The organism is Domibacillus sp., assembly GCF_031181085.1.
Taxonomy (GTDB): domain Bacteria; phylum Bacillota; class Bacilli; order Bacillales; family Domibacillaceae; genus Domibacillus.
In genome coordinates this window covers 1-19,171 of record NZ_JAPSLE010000013.1, presented here as the reverse complement: position 1 = coordinate 19,171, position 19,171 = coordinate 1, and the positions used below count along the sequence as shown (strand labels likewise).

The window sequence follows — 19,171 nt, the reverse complement described above, 5'->3', positions numbered from 1 at the left end:
GTGTTTTTTTCATGAAAGCCCCTTGCTGTGCATAGGATGTCCATAAAGGGGATGGATGCAATGGATATGAAACAAGGCCATACCGTAAAAATGGACGGGCGTAAAATGATTGAGATGACAGGCGTCATTCAGGTGGAGCGATTTGACAGCACAGAATTTGTGCTTGAGACCATTATGGGAAAGCTGAAGATCCGCGGCACTGGTTTAAAAATGAAATATTTTGACACAGTGAATAAATCAGCAGCCATTGAAGGGCGCATTACTGCTTTTATGTATGTGGAAGGCGGTATGGGCAAATCATTTTTTAGACGGTCGACATGAATATTCACGTACAATTTGATACAGCTCTCACGATGGTCAGCATGGGCATTTGTTTTGGGCTGCTGCTTGAATGCTACCGCCGTATTCGTCCCAAAAAAACCGGTCTGGTATTTGTAACAGATGTATTGTTTTGGATTTTGTATGCGATCTTGCTGTTCACTTCCCTGTACAAAGTAAATGATGGTATTGTTCGGCCGTCTTTTTTCCTTTTTTGGACGGCCGGCTGCCTGATGTATGGCACATTCCTGCGACGGATTTTTCTCCCGCTCGTAGATGGTCTTTTTTTCTCGATTCGTTTTTTGTATCGAATGATTTCAGGAATCATCCGTATCTTTCTTGTTGCTCCGCTTCTTTTTGCCGTAAAATGTATCCTTTCTCTTGCCAGAATGAGTAAGTTTCTATTATCATGGTTGGTAAAGGTAGTGATCGTGCGGCCATGGACGGCTATACACCGTCCGAAAAAATAAAAGCGGAGGAACATTGATGCGCGGATTCAATAAAGAAAAAGTAGCTTCCTTAAAAAACGCCTTTGTCCTAAGTGAAGAAAGAAAATCAATGTTTAAGATGAAGCACAAACAGAAACTAATGCGCAGACTGGCAGCTTTTGGTGTAGTGGCATTGATCATTTTAGGTACGGTGTCATCTGCTTTGTTTTCACAAATGGGCAATCTAAATGAGAAGAAGGAAGAGCTAGCAAAAGCAAAACAGTCACTGGCTGAACTAAAGCAGCAGCAAAAAGAGTCGGAGGAAGAGCTAGTCCGGCTGCAGGATGATGAGTATATTGCGAAGCTTGCCAGGAAAGAATATTTTTATTCAGAAGATGGAGAAATTCTCTTTAATATTCCGGAAGATGAAGAAAAAGCCAAAGATACAGAATAGTAAAGAAAGCATGTCATGTTGACACGCTTTTTTTACGTACTATAATAATAAGTAAAGTTCGAACAATTTTAAGGAGGAACAATTTTTTTATGTCAATCGAAGTGGGCAGCAAGTTACAGGGTAAAGTAACCGGCATTACAAAATTTGGCGCATTCGTACAATTGCCGGAAGGTTCGACGGGTCTTGTTCATATTAGTGAAGTGGCGGATAATTACGTCAAGGACATCAACGACCATCTAACTGTTGGCGATGAAGTGGAAGTAAAAGTTTTGAATGTGGAGAAAGACGGTAAGATCGGCTTATCGATTCGTAAAGCAAAAGATAACCCGCCACCGCAAACGCAATATCGTCCGCGTCCACAGCGCCAGGGTGATTTCCGTCAAAAAGGACCGCGCGGCGGCCAGCCGCCTGTCGAGAACTTTGAATCGAAAATGGCCCGTTTCTTGAAAGATAGCGAAGAACGCATTTCAACGTTGAAGCGTCAAACAGACTCACGCCGAGGCGGAAGAGGCGGAAGACGCGGATAACGCTTGCTCCCTGTCGATCTCAATAAATGTGTACTAAGCATAAGCACTTATTTTTAAAGTCCCGAATACTATAATTCGGGGCTTTTTTATTTTTTATTGGGGAAAAGAGGGATTGCGTTTTGCTTATTCAACATTTATACGTTGAGCGTCGTTCTGCGGCATTAATAAAACCGTTTATTACGGCATTAAGAACGGCTACCTCCATTGAGTTTATAGTGGTTCGCCTTTTGCTGGAGGATGGGACAGAAGGCATTGGGTCTGCTGCACCAACGATGGTGATTACGGGAGACTCAATTCAAAGTATGGAAGCGGCTGTTCAAACGATCATCTCTCCCCTCCTGATAGGCAAAGAAGTGAATGATATCAGGGCGCTCTCGCAAGCGGTTCAGCAATCCTGTGTAGGAAACACGAGTGCCAAAGCAGCTGTAGAAATCGCTTTGTTTGATGCTTATGCTAAAGGAATGAACATACCGCTTTATCAAGTGTTTGGCGGTAAAACCAACGTCCTTCAAAACGATCTGACCATCAGTATCAATCAAACCAGCATGATGGTGAAGGATGCAGTCGATGCTGTTCAAGACGGGTTTACTGCATTGAAAGTAAAAGCCGGGCTGAATGCAGACGAAGATCTTAAAAGGATTACGGCTATTCGTGAAGCCGTTGGAGAAGCCATTGAAATCCGCGTGGATGCCAATCAAGGCTGGACAAAAAAAGAAGCAGTGCGCATCATTCATCGATGGCAGCATGAGGGACTGAATATTGCAGTGGTTGAGCAGCCCGTAGCAGCAGGAGATTTGGAGGCTTTAAAATATGTAACAGACCGTGTTGAAACGCCGATTATGGCAGATGAAAGTGTTTTTTCGCCTGAGCAGGCAATGGAGCTCGTGCAAAGAAAAGCGGTAGATTGGCTGAATATTAAGCTGATGAAAACAGGAGGTATTGTAAGAGCTTTGCAAATCGCAGACATTGCACAGGCAGGCGGAGTTCCCTGTATGATCGGAAGCATGATGGAAAGCAGTATTAGCGTGATGGCTGCTGCTCACTTGGCCGCTGCCCATCCAAATATTAAAAAAATCGATCTGGATGCGCCGCTGTGGCTTGAGGAAAGCCGCGTAAAAGGTTTTCCTTTTAACGGACCGGCGATTATGCTGGGTGAACAGCCGGGCATTGGCTATCACCTTTTAAAAGATGGTAAAGAAAAAGGGACATAGTATCCTCTTTAAATATCCGAAAAAAAGCAAAAAAAGACCGGCAAGCTTTTGCATGCCGATCTTTTTGCTGTATGACCCCTACGGGATTCGAACCCGTGTTACCGCCGTGAAAGGGCGGTGTCTTAACCGCTTGACCAAGGGGCCGTTATAGAAATAAAGTGTGTCTGGCTTTAACGGCCAGCTCCTCAAGTTGTAAGCAGTGAAATCTTACGTCTGTTGGAGCTGGACAATCGTTTCAGCTCTTCTTTTATAGCGGCGGAGGGGATCGAACCCCCGACCTCACGGGTATGAACCGTACGCTCTAGCCAGCTGAGCTACACCGCCAAGTTGTGGTTGTCTGTAACAGCACAAAATCTATAATAATGGCGGGGCGGAAAAAAGTCAATAATATTTCCGAAATTTTTTCATTCTAATTTTGTCGAACGATTTTTCTTGCCTATTTCCTTCGTTTGACAAAGTTTTGACAATCAATCTTTTATACTTCTCGATAACGATTAAAAGGGAGTGGTATTGTGCAAAGAGCGGAGCTGGGAATGACAGGAGAAGCGGTTCTAGGCCATGGATGGGGAAAAGGGTTTGCAGGAAAAACGGCCTTTGTTTTGCTGGATCGTGGATGGATTTTAGTGCCGGCCGGCTTTTTGTTTGGACGGGCACTGCTGCTTTCGCAGCTGTCGCCATTCGCGCTTGCCTTTTTTGCGGCCGTCTTTATGTTGAAGAAAGAAGTCGCCCCTCGGGTATTTTTAGCTATACTAGCCGGAGCACTTACGATTTCGCCTATTCAAGCATCAGTGGCTTTCACTTTATTATTTTGCTTTCTGATCGTTCATCGGGTGTTTCGATCCCTTCATAAGGGAGAAATAGCGCCTGTTCCATTCTTTGTTTTTTTTACAACACTCGCTGTGAAAAGTGTTTTTTCTTATATTATAAACGGATCCCAGTTCGTGCCTGCATATGATCTGGTGCTGGCCGCTGTAGAGGCCTCACTTGCGTTTGTGCTGTCGCTTATCTTTATGCAGTGTATGCCGTTTTTATCCCTTTCCGGACGAATTCGGACATTGAAAACGGAAGAATGGATCAGCTTGTTAATTGTTTTCGCTTCTGCCGCGACCGGTATGGCCGGCTGGGTGGTTGGGGGGCTGGAAGCCGATCATATTGCTGCCCGCTATTTAGTTACAGTGGTTTCTTTCTTATCTGGTGCCGCATTTGGATCGGCAGCGGGTGTAGTCAGCGGACTGGTCTTAAGCCTTTCGGGCGTAAATGATTTTCATGAAATGAGCATCCTGGCTTTTGCGGGTCTGCTCGGGGGGCTGTTTAAAGAGTGGAGGAGGGGCGGTGCGATTGCGGGCTTGATGACAGCTACTGTCCTTGCTGGTTTTTATGGAGAAGGCAGCCTGACCAATATGGATGCCTTATACGAATCAGCCATTGCGGCTGTCCTATTATGCTTAACGCCAAAAGCCTGGACAGACCACCTGTCAAAATTAATACCAGGCACAACCGAACATTCGATTGAGCAGCAGCGCTACCTGCGGAAAGTACGGGATGTGACAGCCAATCGGATGGAACAGTTCTCGGATTTATTTGATGCGCTTTCAAAAAGCTTTTCTCAGTCGGGCCATTTTCATGAAACCGCTGAACGGGAAGTGGACCTGTTCCTAAGCGGAATCACAGAGAAAACGTGTCAGACCTGCTTTAAGAAAGAGCAGTGCTGGGCCTATCAGTTTGATGAAACGTACAAGCTGATGAAAGATATATTGGAAGACGCCGACCAAGGGGCTGACGCGCTTTCTCCTCATTTAGCAAAAGAGCTGGAGCAATACTGCTTCCGTCCAGCCAGGGTTGAAGCAGAGATTCGCTCGCAGCTGACCTATTACCGGGCAAACAAAAAGCTGAAGCAGCAAATGAGAGAGAGCCGGACAATTGTCGCTGATCAGCTTGAAGGCGTTTCAAAAGTGATGCAGGATTTTGCCGCTGAAATGAAACGGGAAGAAGAAACACATATTTCTCAGGAAGAAAAAATCACAACAGCCATTGAATCATTTGGAATGGAAATCACGGATATCAGTGTTTTTAGTGTTCAAAAAGGTGCGATCGATATTGAGATGACACTTCCTCATTCAAAAGTGCACGGAGAGAGCGAGAAAATCATCGCACCCATTCTTTCTGACCTGCTGAACGAATATATCATTGTGGTGGACGAGCAGCAGGATGGCTCTGGTGTTCGGAGCGTGTTTCGTTCGGCTAAAGCTTTTCGCGTTGTAACAGGCCTTGCTCATGCAGCAAAAGGCGGCGGCTTAATTTCAGGGGACTCCTTTTCTGCTATTGAAATCGGGACAGGAAAATTTGCTCTGGCGATCAGCGATGGAATGGGAAATGGAGGACGGGCCCATGACGAGAGCAGCGCAACGATCAGCCTGCTGAAGCAAATTCTTCAGTCAGGTATTGAAGAAACAGTAGCTGTAAAGTCGATTAATTCCATTCTTTCTCTTCGGACGAATGATGAGGTGTTTTCAACGCTTGATTTGGCGATTATTGATTTGCAGGATGCCCGCACGGTCTTCTTGAAAGTCGGTTCCTCACCAAGCTTTATTAAACGGGGCAGCCAGGTCATCAAAGTAGAAGCCGGCAATGTGCCGATCGGTATTTTACAGCAGCTTGAAGTGGAGACGGTCCATGAACAACTGAAGTCAGGAGATTTACTGATTACGATGAGTGATGGTGTGTTTGAAGGACCTGAATTTATCGAAAACGCCGACGTATGGATGAAGAGAAAAATCAAATCTATTGAAACCAATGATCCACAGGCGTTTGCTGATTTATTAATGGATGAAGTAATGCGGGCGCAGTCCAATGAAATCCGGGATGATATGACGCTTTGTGTAGCACGTGTTGAACACAATGTACCGGAATGGGCGGCTATTCCTATTTATGACATTGAGCCGTCTGCAAAAACAAAAAAACGGTCTGGAAGACGCCGGGCTGTATAAAATTTCCCTTTTCAGTCGAATATGAAGAAAACGAGTGAAAGGCGGGCGTAATCATGAAGATGGGCACGATGAAGCAATTGCTTTTACTGACGGACGGCTGTTCGAATACAGGGGAAGATCCAGCGATGATGGCCGCTTTTGCCCGGCGGCGTGGTATTACCGTCAATGTGATTGGGATTGTCGATAGAAACGGAACGGATCCAGGACTTGCTGAGATTGAAGCGATCGCCAAAGCAGGAGGAGGAGAAAGCCGGATTGTGCAGGCATCGGCCCTGTCGGAGACCGTGGTAAATGTGACAAGGCAGGCGATGACAGGCACTATTTACAGCATTATTAACGAAGAACTGCGCGGTATTTTAAACAAAGAAGCGAACGTTGAGTCTCTGCCACCGGCTACAAGAAGCGAGATTGCCGAAAAGGTGGAGGACATTAGCGAAGAAGCGGCGCTTGAGCTGCTCGTTCTGACAGATATGAGTGCCAGTATGAAGTTAAAGCTGCCGGCAGTAAAAGAAGCGCTGTATGACCTTTCTATGTCAATGCAGTCGCGTATCGGCCCATCTTCTTTTTCGCTTTGGACATTTCCAGGGAAATATAGTGCAGCAGAAGAGCGGATTGGCTGGACCAACGATGCCGGTAAATTAGCAGAGTCATTTCCGCAGCTTCTGTCTGGAGGTATCACACCGACTGGACCGGCTATTCGCCAGGCGCTGTCTTCCTTTATGGAAATGAGCGAATACGATGAAAAATCGATATGAAGCAAGCCCTGGTGAACAGATTAAGGGAAAATGGACGGGGCATGTATGGCGAGTCGAGCGGGAAATTGGCCGCGGAGCGAATGGAATTGTTTATCTTGTAAGAGGGTCGGCTGGACGAGCTGCACTCAAATTTGCAGATTCCGCTTCTGTTGCGTCTGAGACAAATGCTTTAACAGCACTTGAGCGGGTCAGGGGAGCATCTCCCGGCCCTTTTTTCATTGAAGCGGACGATCTGGAAAAAGAGGGTGCTGTGTATCCATTTTTTTTAATGGAGTTCATTGATGGACCGATGCTTCATACATTTATAAAAGGCAAAAAAGAAGAATGGACCATTATTTTATTAATCTGGCTTCTTACCTTTTTGGAGTCCCTTCATCGGCTGGGGCATGTAATGGGTGATTTGAAGCCGGAAAATTTCATTGTTGTCAGCCAAAAAGCGATTCGGGCTGTTGATGTAGGAGGCATGACAAAGTTTGGGCGGTCTATCAAAGAGTACACAGTGCTTTATGACCGGGCGGCATGGCAGGCCGGAACAAGAAGAGCTGAACCCGCGTATGACTTGTTTGGAGCGGCAGTGCTCACGGTTTCCCTCCTTCATAACCAGGCTGTACAAAGGGCACTCGGGCATATCGACGATCTAAAAAGCATCGTTCAATCGTCTCCAGCCCTGCAGCTGATTGAGCCTGTTTTATTCAATGCGTTTGCAGGCAAATACGAGAGTGCCTCCGCTATGAAAAGAGACTTGCTTCTCTGCTTTGCGAAAACAAAAACAAGGACAAGAACAGGAAGGCAAAAAAGAAAAACCTTTTGGGCAGGAAAATGGTTCGTACTGGCAGGCGCTTTGGCCGCCATCTTGATGCTGTTTTTGTTACACTAAAAGAAAACGCAGAGAGGCGGCGCAGGAGCTGTGCATTTTTTTGAAGAAAGTATTAAGCGGTTTATCGAGAAAAAAGAAATGATAAAAAAGGGAGATCATGTAGCTGTGGCCGTTTCAGGCGGAGTGGATTCAATGGTACTTCTTTCTGTTTTGCATAAGCAGCGGAACCGGCTTGGCATTACGGTGAGTGCTATCCATGTAGATCATATGCTTCGGGGGGAGGAATCGCATGAGGATTTCCGTTTTGTAGAATCTTTTTGCCAGAAGCATGCTATTTCTTTTTTTGGCCGCCAGGCAGATGCCGGACGGAAAGCGAGTGAAAGCGGTATGGGTATTCAAGTCGCAGCCAGAGAAGTGCGTTATGCCCTTTTTCGAGAAGGAATGGAGAAGCTTGGGGCGAATAAACTGGCGACGGCCCATCACGCAGATGATCAAGCGGAAACGGTGCTTATGCAGCTGTCGCGGGGCGGCCACACACACTCTGGCATCCCGGCTGTTCGGCTTTTTGCGAGCGGCATGCTAATCCGTCCTTTGTTATGTGTAGAAAAGGAGGAAATTGCCGCCTACGCGGCGAAGCATTCTATTTCATATAGGGAAGATCCGAGCAACGCAAAAAGTACGTATACGAGAAATCGATATCGTCATCAGCTTCTTTCGTTTTTAAAAAATGAAAACCCAAAAGCTGCGGTGCACATTGGCTATTTTGCCCAAGATCAGCAGGAAGACGAACTTTTTTTACAGGCGATGGCCAAGGAAAAAATAAAGAATATGGCGGTCTGGAAACAGGAATCGGTTTCACTGCAAATTGAACCGTTTCGCGAGGTGCCTTTGCCTTTACAAAGAAGGGCGATTCATCTAATATTAAACTATCTTTATCATGGAAAAACAGCGTTTTCTTTCCTACATATTCACCATATTTTACAACTGCTTCAATCAACTGCCCCATCAGGGAAACTAAACCTTCCATCACGCCTTTCCGTACGCAAACTAAACGAACAGTGTGTCTTTGCTTACGAAGCGGATGACAGGCCGAATAACAGAACTGATTTGTTATTTGCCGAAGATCGGCTGTACAGGCAGGATGCCGGCACATTTAAGCTGGAGGAAGCCAGTGAGTGCCCGGACGGAGCAGAGTGTTTTCGTTTGAAGCCCAACACGCCTCTTCCGCTTTCGATTCGGATGCGGCAGGATGGAGATCGAATTCAGTTAAAAGGAATGAGTGGTTCGAAAAAGCTTGCACGGCTTTTAATCGATGAAAAGATTCCCCTTGCCTTTCGTGACCGCGTTCCAGTGGTAACGGATGCAGATGGTACGGTTCTTTGGATACCGGGAATCCGCAAGTCAGTTCATGAAGGTGAGGGGCCGCTGCTGTTGATTTATGAAAAGGAATGAACCAACTTTGGGAGGAAAATCTATTGCTACGTAACGATATTGAAGAAATATTAATTTCGGAAGAAGAAATACAAGAAAAAGTGAAAGAGCTCGGAGCGCAGCTCACTGAAGAGTATAACGACCGCTTTCCACTTTTCGTTTGTGTGTTAAAAGGCGCTATGCCGTTTATGTCTGATTTGGTTAAGCGGGTCGATACGCACCTTGAAATGGATTTTATGGACGTGTCAAGCTACGGATCTTCAACCGTATCGTCTGGGGAAGTGAAAATTGTTAAAGATTTAAACACTTCCGTAGAAGGCCGTGATGTCTTGATTATTGAAGACATTATCGACAGCGGATTAACATTAAGCTATCTGGCGGAGCTGTTTCATTACCGGAAAGCAAAATCTGTGAAGATTGTCACGCTTCTGGATAAACCAACCGGCCGAAAAGCGAAAATTAAAGCAGATATGATCGGCTTTACGGTACCGGATGCATTCGTTGTCGGCTACGGTCTTGATTACGCTGAACGCTACCGGAACCTGCCGTATATCGGTGTTTTAAAGCCATCTGTTTACACGGCAGCCGAAGAGGAATAAGGGAGCCGGATGAATAGGCTAAAAGAAGGTTCAAATAGTTGTAAGGCCAACTTTTTGTGTGATAACATTGCATATAGTCAGTTTTTCTCGGGAGGAGGTAAGGGATGAACAGAATTTTTCGCTACACCATATTTTACCTATTGGTTTTTCTTGTTATTATCGGCGTTGTGAGTTATTTCAATAACAACAACGCGCCAACAAACAATGTCACATACAATGAATTCCTGACATATCTTGAGCAGGATGACGTTGAAAAATTTACCATTCAGCCTGAGCGCGGTGTTTATGAAATACGCGGCCAATTAAAAGGGGCAGAGGACAATGAAATGTTTGTTGCGTATGCAACAGGCAATGACTCTACTTTAAACCGTATTAACGAAGCGTCTCAAAACACACAGGCAGAAGTTCTTCCAGCGAAAGAAACAAGCGGATGGGTGCAGTTCTTCACAACCATCATCCCATTCCTTATCATTTTTATTTTCTTTTTCTTCTTACTGAACCAAGCGCAGGGCGGCGGTGGCGGCCGTGTGATGAACTTCGGTAAAAGTAAAGCTCGTCTTTACAACGATGAAAAGAAAAAAGTCCGGTTTAACGATGTAGCCGGCGCAGATGAAGAAAAGCAGGAGCTTGTCGAGGTTGTAGAATTTTTAAAAGACCCGCGTAAGTTTTCTGAGCTTGGCGCCCGTATTCCAAAAGGGGTTCTATTAGTTGGACCTCCAGGTACCGGTAAAACTTTGCTTGCTAAAGCGGTAGCCGGAGAAGCAGGCGTACCATTCTTCTCCATCAGTGGTTCCGACTTCGTTGAAATGTTTGTCGGTGTCGGGGCTTCCCGTGTTCGTGATTTGTTTGAAAACGCGAAAAAGAATTCCCCTTGTATCATCTTTATCGATGAGATTGATGCGGTGGGACGTCAGCGTGGTGCTGGTCTTGGCGGCGGTCACGATGAGCGCGAACAAACGCTGAACCAGTTGCTTGTAGAAATGGATGGCTTCAGTGCCAACGAAGGAATCATTATGATTGCTGCAACAAACCGCGCAGACATTTTGGATCCAGCCCTTCTTCGTCCAGGCCGTTTCGACCGTCAAATTACGGTTGACCGTCCAGACGTAAACGGCCGTGAAGCAGTTCTGCGTGTACATGCGCGTAACAAACCTCTTCACGAATCAGTAGATTTAAAAGCGATTGCTCAGCGGACGCCTGGATTCTCCGGTGCGGACCTTGAAAACTTATTGAACGAAGCAGCACTTGTGGCTGCCCGTGCCGATAAAAAGAAAATTGACATGAGTGATGTGGATGAAGCGACGGATCGTGTAATTGCCGGTCCGGCGAAAAAGAGCCGTGTGATTTCCAAGAAAGAACGGAAAATCGTGGCATTCCACGAAGCTGGTCATACTGTAATCGGACTTGTTCTTGATGATGCCGATATCGTGCATAAAGTAACCATTGTCCCTCGTGGCCAGGCAGGCGGCTATGCCGTAATGCTTCCAAGAGAAGACCGCTACTTTATGACAAAACCGGAACTTTTGGATAAAATCACGGGCCTTCTTGGCGGCCGTGTAGCCGAAGATATTATTTTCGGGGAAGTGTCAACAGGAGCGCATAACGACTTCCAGCGTGCGACAGGTATTGCCCGCCGTATGGTGACGGAATTTGGTATGAGTGACAAGCTTGGACCGCTTCAGTTCGGACAGTCACAGGGACAGGTGTTCCTTGGCCGTGACTTTAACAGTGAGCAAAATTATTCTGATCGGATTGCCTATGAGATTGATACGGAAATCCAGACGATCATTAAAGAGTGTTATGAGAGAGCGAAACAAATTCTAACAGAGAACCGTGATAAGCTCGAACTTATTGCGAATACACTTTTAGAAGTTGAAACGCTTGATGCAGCACAAATTAAGCATTTATCAGATCACGGAACGCTGCCGGATCGCAATTACAGCGATAACCAAAGCAAAACCGTGAAAGACAATGCAGGCCAAGCGGGTGAAACAGCGCAAACAGCGCAAACACCGGCAACTGAAACAACTAGTCTGCCGGCTGAGCCAGCTGATCAACCAGAAGTGCGCGACGATCTTCAAAATCCACCGAACAATGGTGGACCGAAAGCATAATCATAAAGACGCCTGAAAAGCATTTCTTTCAGGCGTCTTTTCTCTTCTTTTCGGGAAGTGTATGTTATGATAAAACACGAAAATTAGACGGACAGGTGTGGTGAAGGTGATTTTTGTACTGGATGTAGGGAATACCAATACTGTGCTCGGTGTATACAAAGGGGAAACGTTAAAACATCACTGGCGCATTGAAACGAACCGGAATAAAACCGAAGATGAATACGGCATGATGATTAAAAGCCTGTTTCAGCATGATGGCCTGCAGTTTGAACAAATTGAGGGCGTGATTATTTCTTCTGTTGTTCCGCCAATTATGGCAGCACTCGAGCGCATGTGTGAAAAGTATTTCCACACAAAGCCGCTTGTCGTCGGACCAGGTGTGAAGACCGGTTTGAATATTAAATATGAAAATCCACGTGAAGTTGGAGCCGACCGGATTGTAAATGCAGTGGCCGGCATCCATGAATATGGCACGCCGATCATTATTGTTGATTTTGGAACAGCGACGACCTATTGTTATATCGATGAAAGCAGCCATTATATGGGCGGTTTGATTGCACCGGGCATTGGCATTTCTACAGAAGCCCTTTATACAAGAGCTTCTAAGCTGCCGCGTATTGAAATTGCCCGTCCGGAAACTGTAGTCGGGAAAAATACGGTTTCGGCTATGCAAGCCGGCATTTTATACGGATATGTAGGCCAGGTTGAAGGAATTGTCAGCCGAATTAAAAAGGAATATAACGCGGACCCTACTGTTATTGCCACAGGCGGTCTTGCTGGGCTGATTGCAAAGGAATGCAGCATGATTGATGTAGTGGATCCTGATTTAACGTTAAAGGGCCTTCGGTTAATTTATAAGCGAAATACCCAATAAGAGAGGAAGAGGACTGTGAGCGATTATTTAGTAAAAGCATTGGCTTTTAATGGACAGGTTCGTGCGTATGCAGTGGATACAACGAAATTGGTCGGGGAAGCGCAAAGAAGACATGCTTCATGGCCAACTGCTTCTGCAGCGCTTGGACGTACAATGACAGCAGGCGTCATGATGGGTGCGATGATGAAAGGTGAAGAAAAAATCACCTTAAAAGTTGAAGGGAATGGTGAAGCTGGCCCTATTCTTGTAGACAGCGATGCGAAAGGCAATGTACGCGGCTATATTACGCGCCCGCAAACGCATTTTGATTTAAATGAACAAGGGAAGCTGGATGTGCGCCGGGCGGTCGGCACAGAAGGAATGCTGACTGTCGTCAAAGACTTGGGCCTGCGTGAAAATTTCAGCGGCCAGACGCCAATCGTCTCTGGAGAATTGGGCGAAGATTTTACGTACTATTTCGCTGTTTCTGAACAGGTTCCTTCCTCTGTGGGGGTAGGTGTGCTTGTGAATCCAGATAATACAATTTTAGCTGCTGGCGGATTTATCGTGCAGCTGCTGCCGAATACAGATGATGCAACGGTTACGATTTTAGAGGAGCGTATCACAACGATGGAGCCGATCTCAAAACTGATCGAACGTGGATTAACGCCCGAGCAAATTTTGATTTATATCCTCGGTGAAGAAAACGTTAAGTTTTTAGAAACGATGCCAGTCCAGTTTAACTGCAAGTGTTCAAAAGAACGCTTCGGAAACGCAATCATCAGTTTGGGACGCGAGGAAATCCAGGAAATGATCAATGAAGACCATGGAGCAGAAGCACAATGCCATTTCTGTAATGAGAAATACCAATTCTCCGAAGAAGAGCTGGAGCAATTAAAGCAAGAAGTGTAAAAGTAAAAAAAACCTGCCTATAAAGGCAGGTTTTTTTATAGCTGCCCCGAACTTAAATTAAAGTAATTGACTTTTCGCTAAAAAGCTGGTAAATTCTATATAACCAATAAAAATACTCGGCATTTAACTGGAGGTAACAAATTCATGGTACGTGTGGCGAATTCAGTAGCAGATTTAGTTGGGCAAACACCTGTTGTAAAACTAAACAGTGTGGTGGGCGAAAACAGTGCAGATGTTTACGTAAAACTTGAATATATGAACCCGGGCAGCAGTGTAAAAGATCGTATTGCGCTTGCGATGATCGAATCAGCTGAGAAAAAAGGCAGCCTGCAGCCGGGCGGTACACTTATTGAACCGACAAGCGGAAACACAGGAATCGGTCTTGCAATGATCGCAGCTGCAAAGGGCTATAAAGCGATTTTAGTTATGCCTGAAACAATGAGCATGGAGCGCCGCAACCTTCTTCGCGCTTACGGTGCAGAGCTTGTGCTTACACCAGGTCCTGAAGGCATGGGCGGCGCGATCCGCAAAGCAAAAGAGCTTGCAGAAGAGCACGGATACTTCCTGCCTCAGCAATTTGAAAACGAAGCAAACCCTGAGGTTCACCGCTTAACAACAGGAAAAGAAATCACAGAGCAGTTTGATCAGCTTGACGCCTTTGTATCGGGTATCGGTACAGGCGGTACCATTACAGGAGCAGGACAAGTGATCAAAGAAAAATGGGAAAATGCCAAGGTTTTTGCAGTAGAGCCGAAAGATTCACCGGTTCTTTCAGGCGGAAAGCCAGGTCCGCATAAAATTCAAGGAATCGGTGCAGGCTTTGTACCAGCGATCCTTGATACAGAAATTTATGATGAAGTCATTCAAATTGATAACGACACAGCATTTGAAACAGCGCGCCGTGTTGCGCGCGAAGAAGGAATTCTTGGCGGGATTTCATCTGGTGCCGCCATTGCAGCTGCGATTCAAGTCGCTGAAAAGCTTGGCAAAGGCAAAAAAGTATTGGCGATTCTTCCATCAAACGGGGAGCGCTACTTGAGCACACCGCTTTATCAATTCGATTAATCGAGCTTCGGCCAGACTGCTAAACGCAGTCTGGCTTTTTTTCGTGTTAAAATAAGAAATGGAAAAGGAGCGGTGCAAAAATGAAGGCAGGAAAGTTCATTCTTAATTTTGAAGAAGCGATTCACGTAATGGGAATTTTAAATATTACACCCGATTCGTTTTCGGATGGAGGCCGTTACAGCGAGAAGGAAGCAGCCGTACAACGTGCCGTGCAAATGGTTGCAGACGGTGCACACATCATCGATATCGGCGGTGAATCCACACGTCCGGGCTATACACCGGTTTCTGTTGAAGAAGAAATCAGCAGAACGGTCCCTGTTATTGAAGCTGTATCTCGGGAAGTGGACGTCCCTATTTCTATAGATACATTTAAAGCGCGTACAGCCGAAAAAGCAGTAGAAGCAGGTGCGTCCATTATTAATGACATTTGGGGAGCGAAAAAGGAGCCGGATATTGCCGCGGTGGCGGCCCAAAAGCAGGTGCCGATTATTTTAATGCACAATCGTGAAGAAAAGAATTACACCAGCTTTATGAAGGACTGCTTAAACGACCTGGATGAAAGTATTACAGTTGCCAAAAAAGCGGGAGTAGCCGATGACCAAATTATCGTCGATCCGGGCATTGGGTTTGCCAAAACAATGGAGCAAAACATTGAAATGATGCAAAACCTTGATCAGATTGCTGCTCTTGGTTATCCCGTTTTGCTCGGCACCTCGCGTAAACGGGTAATCGACTATGTTCTGAATGTGCCTGTAGAAGAACGGATGGAAGGAACAGGCGCTACCTGCTGCTTCGGAGCGCAAAAAGGCTGCCGCATTATGCGGGTTCATGACGTTAAGCCAATTGCCAGAATGATGAAGATGATGGATGCTTTAATCGGAAAGGAGCCGGATCGTGGATAAGATATATGTTACAGGAATGGAGTTTTGGGGCTACCATGGTGTATTTCCGGAGGAAAACAGGCTTGGCCAGCGGTTTGGTGCTGATGTAACCCTGCACATTTCTTTGAAGAAAGCAGGTCAAACCGATAACCTGGAGTATTCCGTTAATTATGCAGACGTTTACCATGCATGTAAAAAAGTCATTGAAGGCGAGCCGGTCAAACTTGTTGAAACATTGGCGGAGCGAATCGCTGCCAGCATTTTAGGAGATTTTTCAGCTGTGGAGTCCTGCACGGTGAAAATTATAAAGCCGGATCCTCCTATTCCAGGTCATTACGACTTTGTTGCTGTTGAAATTACACGGGGGCGCGAAGAATGATCCACGAAGCCTATTTATCACTCGGCACCAATATGGGAAACAGAGAAGACCAGTTGAGGGAAGCTATTCGTCAGCTGCAGAACCAAAAAAGCCTGCGGCTGCTGGCAGTCTCTTCTATTTATGAAACAGATCCTGTCGGCTTTACGGACCAGCCGTCTTTTTTAAATATCGTAATTAAGCTGAAAACGTCCATGACACCAGATGAACTGCTTGCAGCCTGCCAGGAAGTCGAAAATAAACTAGGTCGTGAGCGGGTCGTTCGATGGGGTCCCCGTACAATAGACCTTGACATTTTACTGTATAATCACGACAATATTAAATCAGATAGTCTTATTATTCCTCACCCGCGAATGACAGAACGTGCTTTTGTGCTCATTCCGCTGGCAGAAATAGATACAGCAATAACGTTTCCAGTTACAAACTTGCCGCTGGAGCAATACGTAAAAAGTGTGCAAGGGAAAGAAGGCGTCAAGCTATGGAAAACAGCAGACGCCTTTTACCGCTTGTGAAAATAGAAAGGTGATTATACATGTTCAATATCGGACCGGTTGAAATTCAAAACCGGGTAGTGCTTGCGCCGATGGCTGGCGTATGTAACTCTGCTTTCCGTCTTACAGTCAAAGAATTTGGCGCCGGCATGGTGTGCGCTGAAATGGTTAGTGACAAAGGCATTATTCTCCAAAACCAAAAGACAATGAATATGCTTTATATCGATGAGCGTGAAAACCCGCTTAGCCTGCAGATTTTTGGCGGCGAAAAAGAATCGCTCGTTCAAGCGGCAAGCTTTGTTGATAAAAATACAAACGCAGATATTATTGATATCAATATGGGCTGCCCGGTTCCAAAAATCACAAAATGTGATGCTGGAGCTAAATGGCTGCTTGACCCTAATAAAATTTACGAAATGGTTTCCGCAGTCGTAGATGCGGTAGACAAGCCGGTTACGGTAAAAATGCGCATGGGCTGGGATGAAGATCATATTTATGCAGTTGAAAATGCCCGTGCAGTAGAGCGTGCCGGCGGCCAGGCTGTTGCGCTTCATGGACGTACGCGTGTGCAAATGTATGAAGGCCATGCAAACTGGGATATTATTAAAGAGGTAAAACAGGCCATTAATATTCCGCTGATCGGAAATGGCGATGTTCAAACACCGCAGGATGCTAAACGTATGCTTGAAGAGACAGGCGTTGATGGCGTTATGATCGGCCGGGCAGCGCTTGGAAACCCGTGGATGATTTATCAAACAGTTCATTACCTTGAAACAGGTGAACTGATTGGGGAACCAACACCCCGCGAAAAAATTGACGTATGCCTGCTTCATTTAGATCGCCTGATCGGCTTGAAAAATGAAAATGTAGCTGTACGTGAAATGAGAAAGCATGCGGCTTGGTACTTAAAAGGAATTCGTGGAAACGGTACAGTGCGTAAAGAAGTTAATAAGTGTGAAACGCGTGACCAGCTTGCAACATTATTAACCACATTTGTAAATGAAGTAGAAGAAAAAGAAGCGTCCAATCAGGCGGTTTAATTAGGAGTGAACGGAATGAGTGAAGAATTAAACGACCAGTTGTTAGTCAGAAGAGAGAAAATGCGGGCATTGCAGGAAAAAGGCTTAGACCCGTTTGGTGGCCGTTTTGAGCGGAGCCACACAGCGGAAAGCGTTGCTGCTGAATTCGAATCTTTTTCGAAGGAAGAGCTTGAAGAAAAAGGAGCGGAAGTAGTCGTTGCTGGCCGTATTATGACCAAACGCGGTAAAGGAAAAGCTGGATTCGCTCACGTACAGGACTTAACTGGGCAAATTCAAATTTATGTACGAAAAGATGCAGTAGGTGAAGAAGAATACGATTTGTTTACTTCAACAGACCTTGGCGACATTGTGGGCGTGAGAGGGAAAGTGTTTAAAACAAACGTAGGTGAGCTGTCTGTTAAAGCAACGGAATATGTGTTTTTAACAAAAGCGCTTCGTCCGCTTCCAGACAAGCACCATGGGCTGAAGGATGTTGAACAGCGTTACCGTCAGCGTTACTTGGACTTAATCACTAATCAAGAAAGCCAAAAAACATTTATCACACGCAGCCGTATTATTCAGTCAATGCGCCGCTATCTTGATAACAACGGCTATTTAGAAGTGGAAACACCAATGATGCATGCGATCGCTGGTGGAGCTGCAGCTCGTCCGTTCGTCACTCATCATAATGCACTTGATATGGAACTATATATGCGGATTGCGATTGAGCTGCACTTAAAGCGTCTAATCGTAGGCGGTATGGAAAAAGTGTATGAAATTGGCCGCGTATTCCGTAACGAAGGTGTATCGACACGCCACAATCCTGAATTTACAATGATTGAGCTGTATGAAGCATATGCAGATTATAAAGATATCATGAGCTTAACTGAGAATTTAATTGCTCATGTGGCGCAGGAAGTGCTCGGTACGACAACGATTCAATATGGAGAAGATACGGTAGAATTAAAACCAGAATGGCGCCGTCTTCATATGGTGGATGCAGTAAAAGAATATACAGGCGTTGATTTCTGGAAAGAAATGAGCGATGAAGAAGCACGGGCACTTGCGAAAGAACACGGCATTGATTACAAAGAAACGATGCAATATGGACATATTGTCAACGAGTTCTTTGAGCAGAAAGTAGAAGAAGAGCTTGTTCAGCCTACGTTCATTTATGGACATCCGGTTGAGATTTCACCACTGGCGAAAAAGAATCCGGAAGATCCTCGTTTCACGGATCGTTTTGAGCTGTTTATCGTTCGTCGTGAACACGCTAATGCCTTCACAGAGCTCAATGATCCAATTGATCAGCGTGAACGGTTTGAAGCGCAATTAAAAGAGCGTGAGCAAGGAAATGATGAAGCGCATGAAATGGATGATGATTTCGTCGAAGCGCTGGAATACGGTATGCCTCCAACAGGCGGTTTAGGTATCGGTATCGACCGTTTGGTTATGCTTTTAACGAACGCTCCATCTATTCGTGACGTTCTTCTATTCCCGCATATGAGACATAAAGATTAATAAACAAATCTCCGGTGAAAACACCGGAGATTTTATTTTGAAAAAAATTTTAAAAAAAAGCTTGCGTCGCATGAATCACGGTGGTATATTTATATTCGTTGTCAGCAACATAGAACAACAAACTTAAAAAATATTTCAAAAAAGTGATTGACATCATTTAAGAGAAATGTTAAGATATTAAAGTCGCAAATGACACATTGAACATTGAAAACTGAACAAAATCAATAAAAACGTCAACGTTTTAAATTTTTATCTTCCATTAAAAACACCCCGTGTTTTAATGGAAACAAATGAGCAAGTCAAACACTTTTTGGAGAGTTTGATCCTGGCTCAGGACGAACGCTGGCGGCGTGCCTAATACATGCAAGTCGAGCGGACTTGACAGAGCTTGCTCTGTTCAAGTCAGCGGCGG

Annotated in this window: 19 protein-coding genes, 2 tRNA genes and 1 rRNA gene; 20 read left to right on the top strand and 2 right to left on the bottom strand. The window is 45.4% G+C overall.

From position 1 onward, the window contains the following. The first annotated feature begins 60 nt into the window (after positions 1-60). The 5 genes from RIN81_RS14895 (at position 61) to RIN81_RS14875 (ending at position 2,938) form a co-directional block, all read left to right on the top strand. On the top strand, positions 61-321 hold the full coding sequence (locus RIN81_RS14895; protein WP_242237028.1) for a YabP/YqfC family sporulation protein: 261 nt from the start codon (positions 61-63) through the stop codon (positions 319-321). Then, entirely contained in the window at positions 318-788 is a 471-nt protein-coding gene (gene yabQ / locus RIN81_RS14890) for a spore cortex biosynthesis protein YabQ (RefSeq protein WP_309091502.1), read from the top strand. The genes RIN81_RS14895 and yabQ overlap by 4 nt, the downstream gene beginning before the upstream one ends. A 16-nt stretch (positions 789-804) precedes the next feature. Beyond that, positions 805-1,200: an FtsB family cell division protein gene (locus tag RIN81_RS14885; protein WP_242237034.1), complete on the top strand. Its 396-nt coding sequence runs from the start codon at positions 805-807 to the stop codon at positions 1,198-1,200. An 89-nt stretch (positions 1,201-1,289) separates the two neighbouring features. After that, complete coding sequence (locus tag RIN81_RS14880) at positions 1,290-1,727, top strand: S1 domain-containing RNA-binding protein (RefSeq protein WP_050183679.1); 438 nt, start codon at positions 1,290-1,292, stop codon at positions 1,725-1,727. A 119-nt stretch (positions 1,728-1,846) separates the two neighbouring features. Next, positions 1,847-2,938, top strand: a complete 1,092-nt coding sequence (locus tag RIN81_RS14875) for a dipeptide epimerase (protein WP_309091499.1) — start codon at positions 1,847-1,849, stop codon at positions 2,936-2,938. Between the two features lie 72 nt (positions 2,939-3,010). Here RIN81_RS14875 and RIN81_RS14870 read toward each other — a convergent pair. Together RIN81_RS14870 and RIN81_RS14865 are read right to left on the bottom strand one after the other, a co-directional pair. Next, positions 3,011-3,082 (bottom strand) — tRNA-Glu (locus RIN81_RS14870). A gap of 106 nt (positions 3,083-3,188) precedes the next feature. Then, positions 3,189-3,262, bottom strand: a tRNA-Met gene (locus tag RIN81_RS14865). Between the two features lie 188 nt (positions 3,263-3,450). Between RIN81_RS14865 and spoIIE the strand changes: the two genes are divergently transcribed. The 15 genes from spoIIE to RIN81_RS14790 all read left to right on the top strand — a co-directional run. Continuing rightward, positions 3,451-5,925: a stage II sporulation protein E gene (gene spoIIE, locus RIN81_RS14860; RefSeq protein ID WP_309091497.1), complete on the top strand. Its 2,475-nt coding sequence runs from the start codon at positions 3,451-3,453 to the stop codon at positions 5,923-5,925. A gap of 53 nt (positions 5,926-5,978) precedes the next feature. Beyond that, positions 5,979-6,680, top strand: coding sequence for a vWA domain-containing protein (locus RIN81_RS14855; protein WP_309091495.1), 702 nt, complete (start codon positions 5,979-5,981; stop codon positions 6,678-6,680). Further along, the gene (locus RIN81_RS14850; protein WP_309091493.1) at positions 6,664-7,557 is read left to right on the top strand and encodes a protein kinase domain-containing protein; all 894 of its coding nucleotides are present in this window, start codon (positions 6,664-6,666) and stop codon (positions 7,555-7,557) included. The genes RIN81_RS14855 and RIN81_RS14850 overlap by 17 nt, the downstream gene beginning before the upstream one ends. Positions 7,558-7,587: 30 nt before the next feature. Continuing rightward, complete coding sequence (tilS, locus tag RIN81_RS14845; RefSeq protein WP_309091491.1) at positions 7,588-8,949, top strand: tRNA lysidine(34) synthetase TilS; 1,362 nt, start codon at positions 7,588-7,590, stop codon at positions 8,947-8,949. Between the two features lie 23 nt (positions 8,950-8,972). Then, entirely contained in the window at positions 8,973-9,527 is a 555-nt protein-coding gene (hpt, locus tag RIN81_RS14840; protein ID WP_309091489.1) for a hypoxanthine phosphoribosyltransferase, read from the top strand. Positions 9,528-9,631: 104 nt separating this feature from the next. After that, positions 9,632-11,641 (top strand): ATP-dependent zinc metalloprotease FtsH, encoded by a 2,010-nt coding sequence (ftsH, locus tag RIN81_RS14835; protein ID WP_309091487.1) that lies wholly within the window; start codon positions 9,632-9,634, stop codon positions 11,639-11,641. Between the two features lie 106 nt (positions 11,642-11,747). Continuing rightward, positions 11,748-12,515 carry a type III pantothenate kinase gene (locus RIN81_RS14830; RefSeq protein WP_251274019.1) on the top strand — a complete coding sequence of 256 codons (768 nt, stop codon included), beginning with the start codon at positions 11,748-11,750 and terminating at the stop codon, positions 12,513-12,515. A 15-nt stretch (positions 12,516-12,530) separates the two neighbouring features. After that, a complete protein-coding gene (gene hslO / locus RIN81_RS14825) occupies positions 12,531-13,406 on the top strand; it encodes an Hsp33 family molecular chaperone HslO (RefSeq protein WP_309091484.1) in 876 nt (291 codons plus the stop codon). 144 nt (positions 13,407-13,550) lie between these two features. Continuing rightward, positions 13,551-14,471 (top strand): cysteine synthase A, encoded by a 921-nt coding sequence (gene cysK, locus RIN81_RS14820; RefSeq protein WP_309091481.1) that lies wholly within the window; start codon positions 13,551-13,553, stop codon positions 14,469-14,471. 80 nt (positions 14,472-14,551) lie between these two features. Continuing rightward, positions 14,552-15,373 (top strand): dihydropteroate synthase, encoded by an 822-nt coding sequence (folP, locus tag RIN81_RS14815; protein WP_309091479.1) that lies wholly within the window; start codon positions 14,552-14,554, stop codon positions 15,371-15,373. Next, positions 15,366-15,731, top strand: a complete 366-nt coding sequence (folB, locus tag RIN81_RS14810; RefSeq protein ID WP_309091477.1) for a dihydroneopterin aldolase — start codon at positions 15,366-15,368, stop codon at positions 15,729-15,731. The genes folP and folB overlap by 8 nt, the downstream gene beginning before the upstream one ends. Then, positions 15,728-16,240 (top strand): 2-amino-4-hydroxy-6-hydroxymethyldihydropteridine diphosphokinase, encoded by a 513-nt coding sequence (gene folK, locus RIN81_RS14805; protein WP_309091475.1) that lies wholly within the window; start codon positions 15,728-15,730, stop codon positions 16,238-16,240. Before folB ends, folK begins: the two co-directional genes overlap by 4 nt. A gap of 20 nt (positions 16,241-16,260) precedes the next feature. Further along, on the top strand, positions 16,261-17,259 hold the full coding sequence (gene dusB, locus RIN81_RS14800; RefSeq protein ID WP_309091473.1) for a tRNA dihydrouridine synthase DusB: 999 nt from the start codon (positions 16,261-16,263) through the stop codon (positions 17,257-17,259). 15 nt (positions 17,260-17,274) lie between these two features. Beyond that, entirely contained in the window at positions 17,275-18,759 is a 1,485-nt protein-coding gene (lysS, locus tag RIN81_RS14795) for a lysine--tRNA ligase (RefSeq protein ID WP_309091471.1), read from the top strand. Positions 18,760-19,066: 307 nt separating this feature from the next. Next, positions 19,067-19,171 (top strand): 16S ribosomal RNA (locus RIN81_RS14790); the annotation flags it as partial.

Coding starts and splice junctions, on each gene's coding strand:
- yabQ (WP_309091502.1), top strand. CDS start 318: ATGAATATTCACGTACAATTTGATACAGCTCTCACGATGGTCAGCATG.
- lysS (WP_309091471.1), top strand. CDS start 17,275: ATGAGTGAAGAATTAAACGACCAGTTGTTAGTCAGAAGAGAGAAAATG.
- RIN81_RS14855 (WP_309091495.1), top strand. CDS start 5,979: ATGAAGATGGGCACGATGAAGCAATTGCTTTTACTGACGGACGGCTGT.
- RIN81_RS14885 (WP_242237034.1), top strand. CDS start 805: ATGCGCGGATTCAATAAAGAAAAAGTAGCTTCCTTAAAAAACGCCTTT.
- dusB (WP_309091473.1), top strand. CDS start 16,261: ATGTTCAATATCGGACCGGTTGAAATTCAAAACCGGGTAGTGCTTGCG.
- cysK (WP_309091481.1), top strand. CDS start 13,551: ATGGTACGTGTGGCGAATTCAGTAGCAGATTTAGTTGGGCAAACACCT.
- RIN81_RS14895 (WP_242237028.1), top strand. CDS start 61: ATGGATATGAAACAAGGCCATACCGTAAAAATGGACGGGCGTAAAATG.
- folK (WP_309091475.1), top strand. CDS start 15,728: ATGATCCACGAAGCCTATTTATCACTCGGCACCAATATGGGAAACAGA.
- RIN81_RS14880 (WP_050183679.1), top strand. CDS start 1,290: ATGTCAATCGAAGTGGGCAGCAAGTTACAGGGTAAAGTAACCGGCATT.
- folP (WP_309091479.1), top strand. CDS start 14,552: ATGAAGGCAGGAAAGTTCATTCTTAATTTTGAAGAAGCGATTCACGTA.
- ftsH (WP_309091487.1), top strand. CDS start 9,632: ATGAACAGAATTTTTCGCTACACCATATTTTACCTATTGGTTTTTCTT.
- RIN81_RS14850 (WP_309091493.1), top strand. CDS start 6,664: ATGAAAAATCGATATGAAGCAAGCCCTGGTGAACAGATTAAGGGAAAA.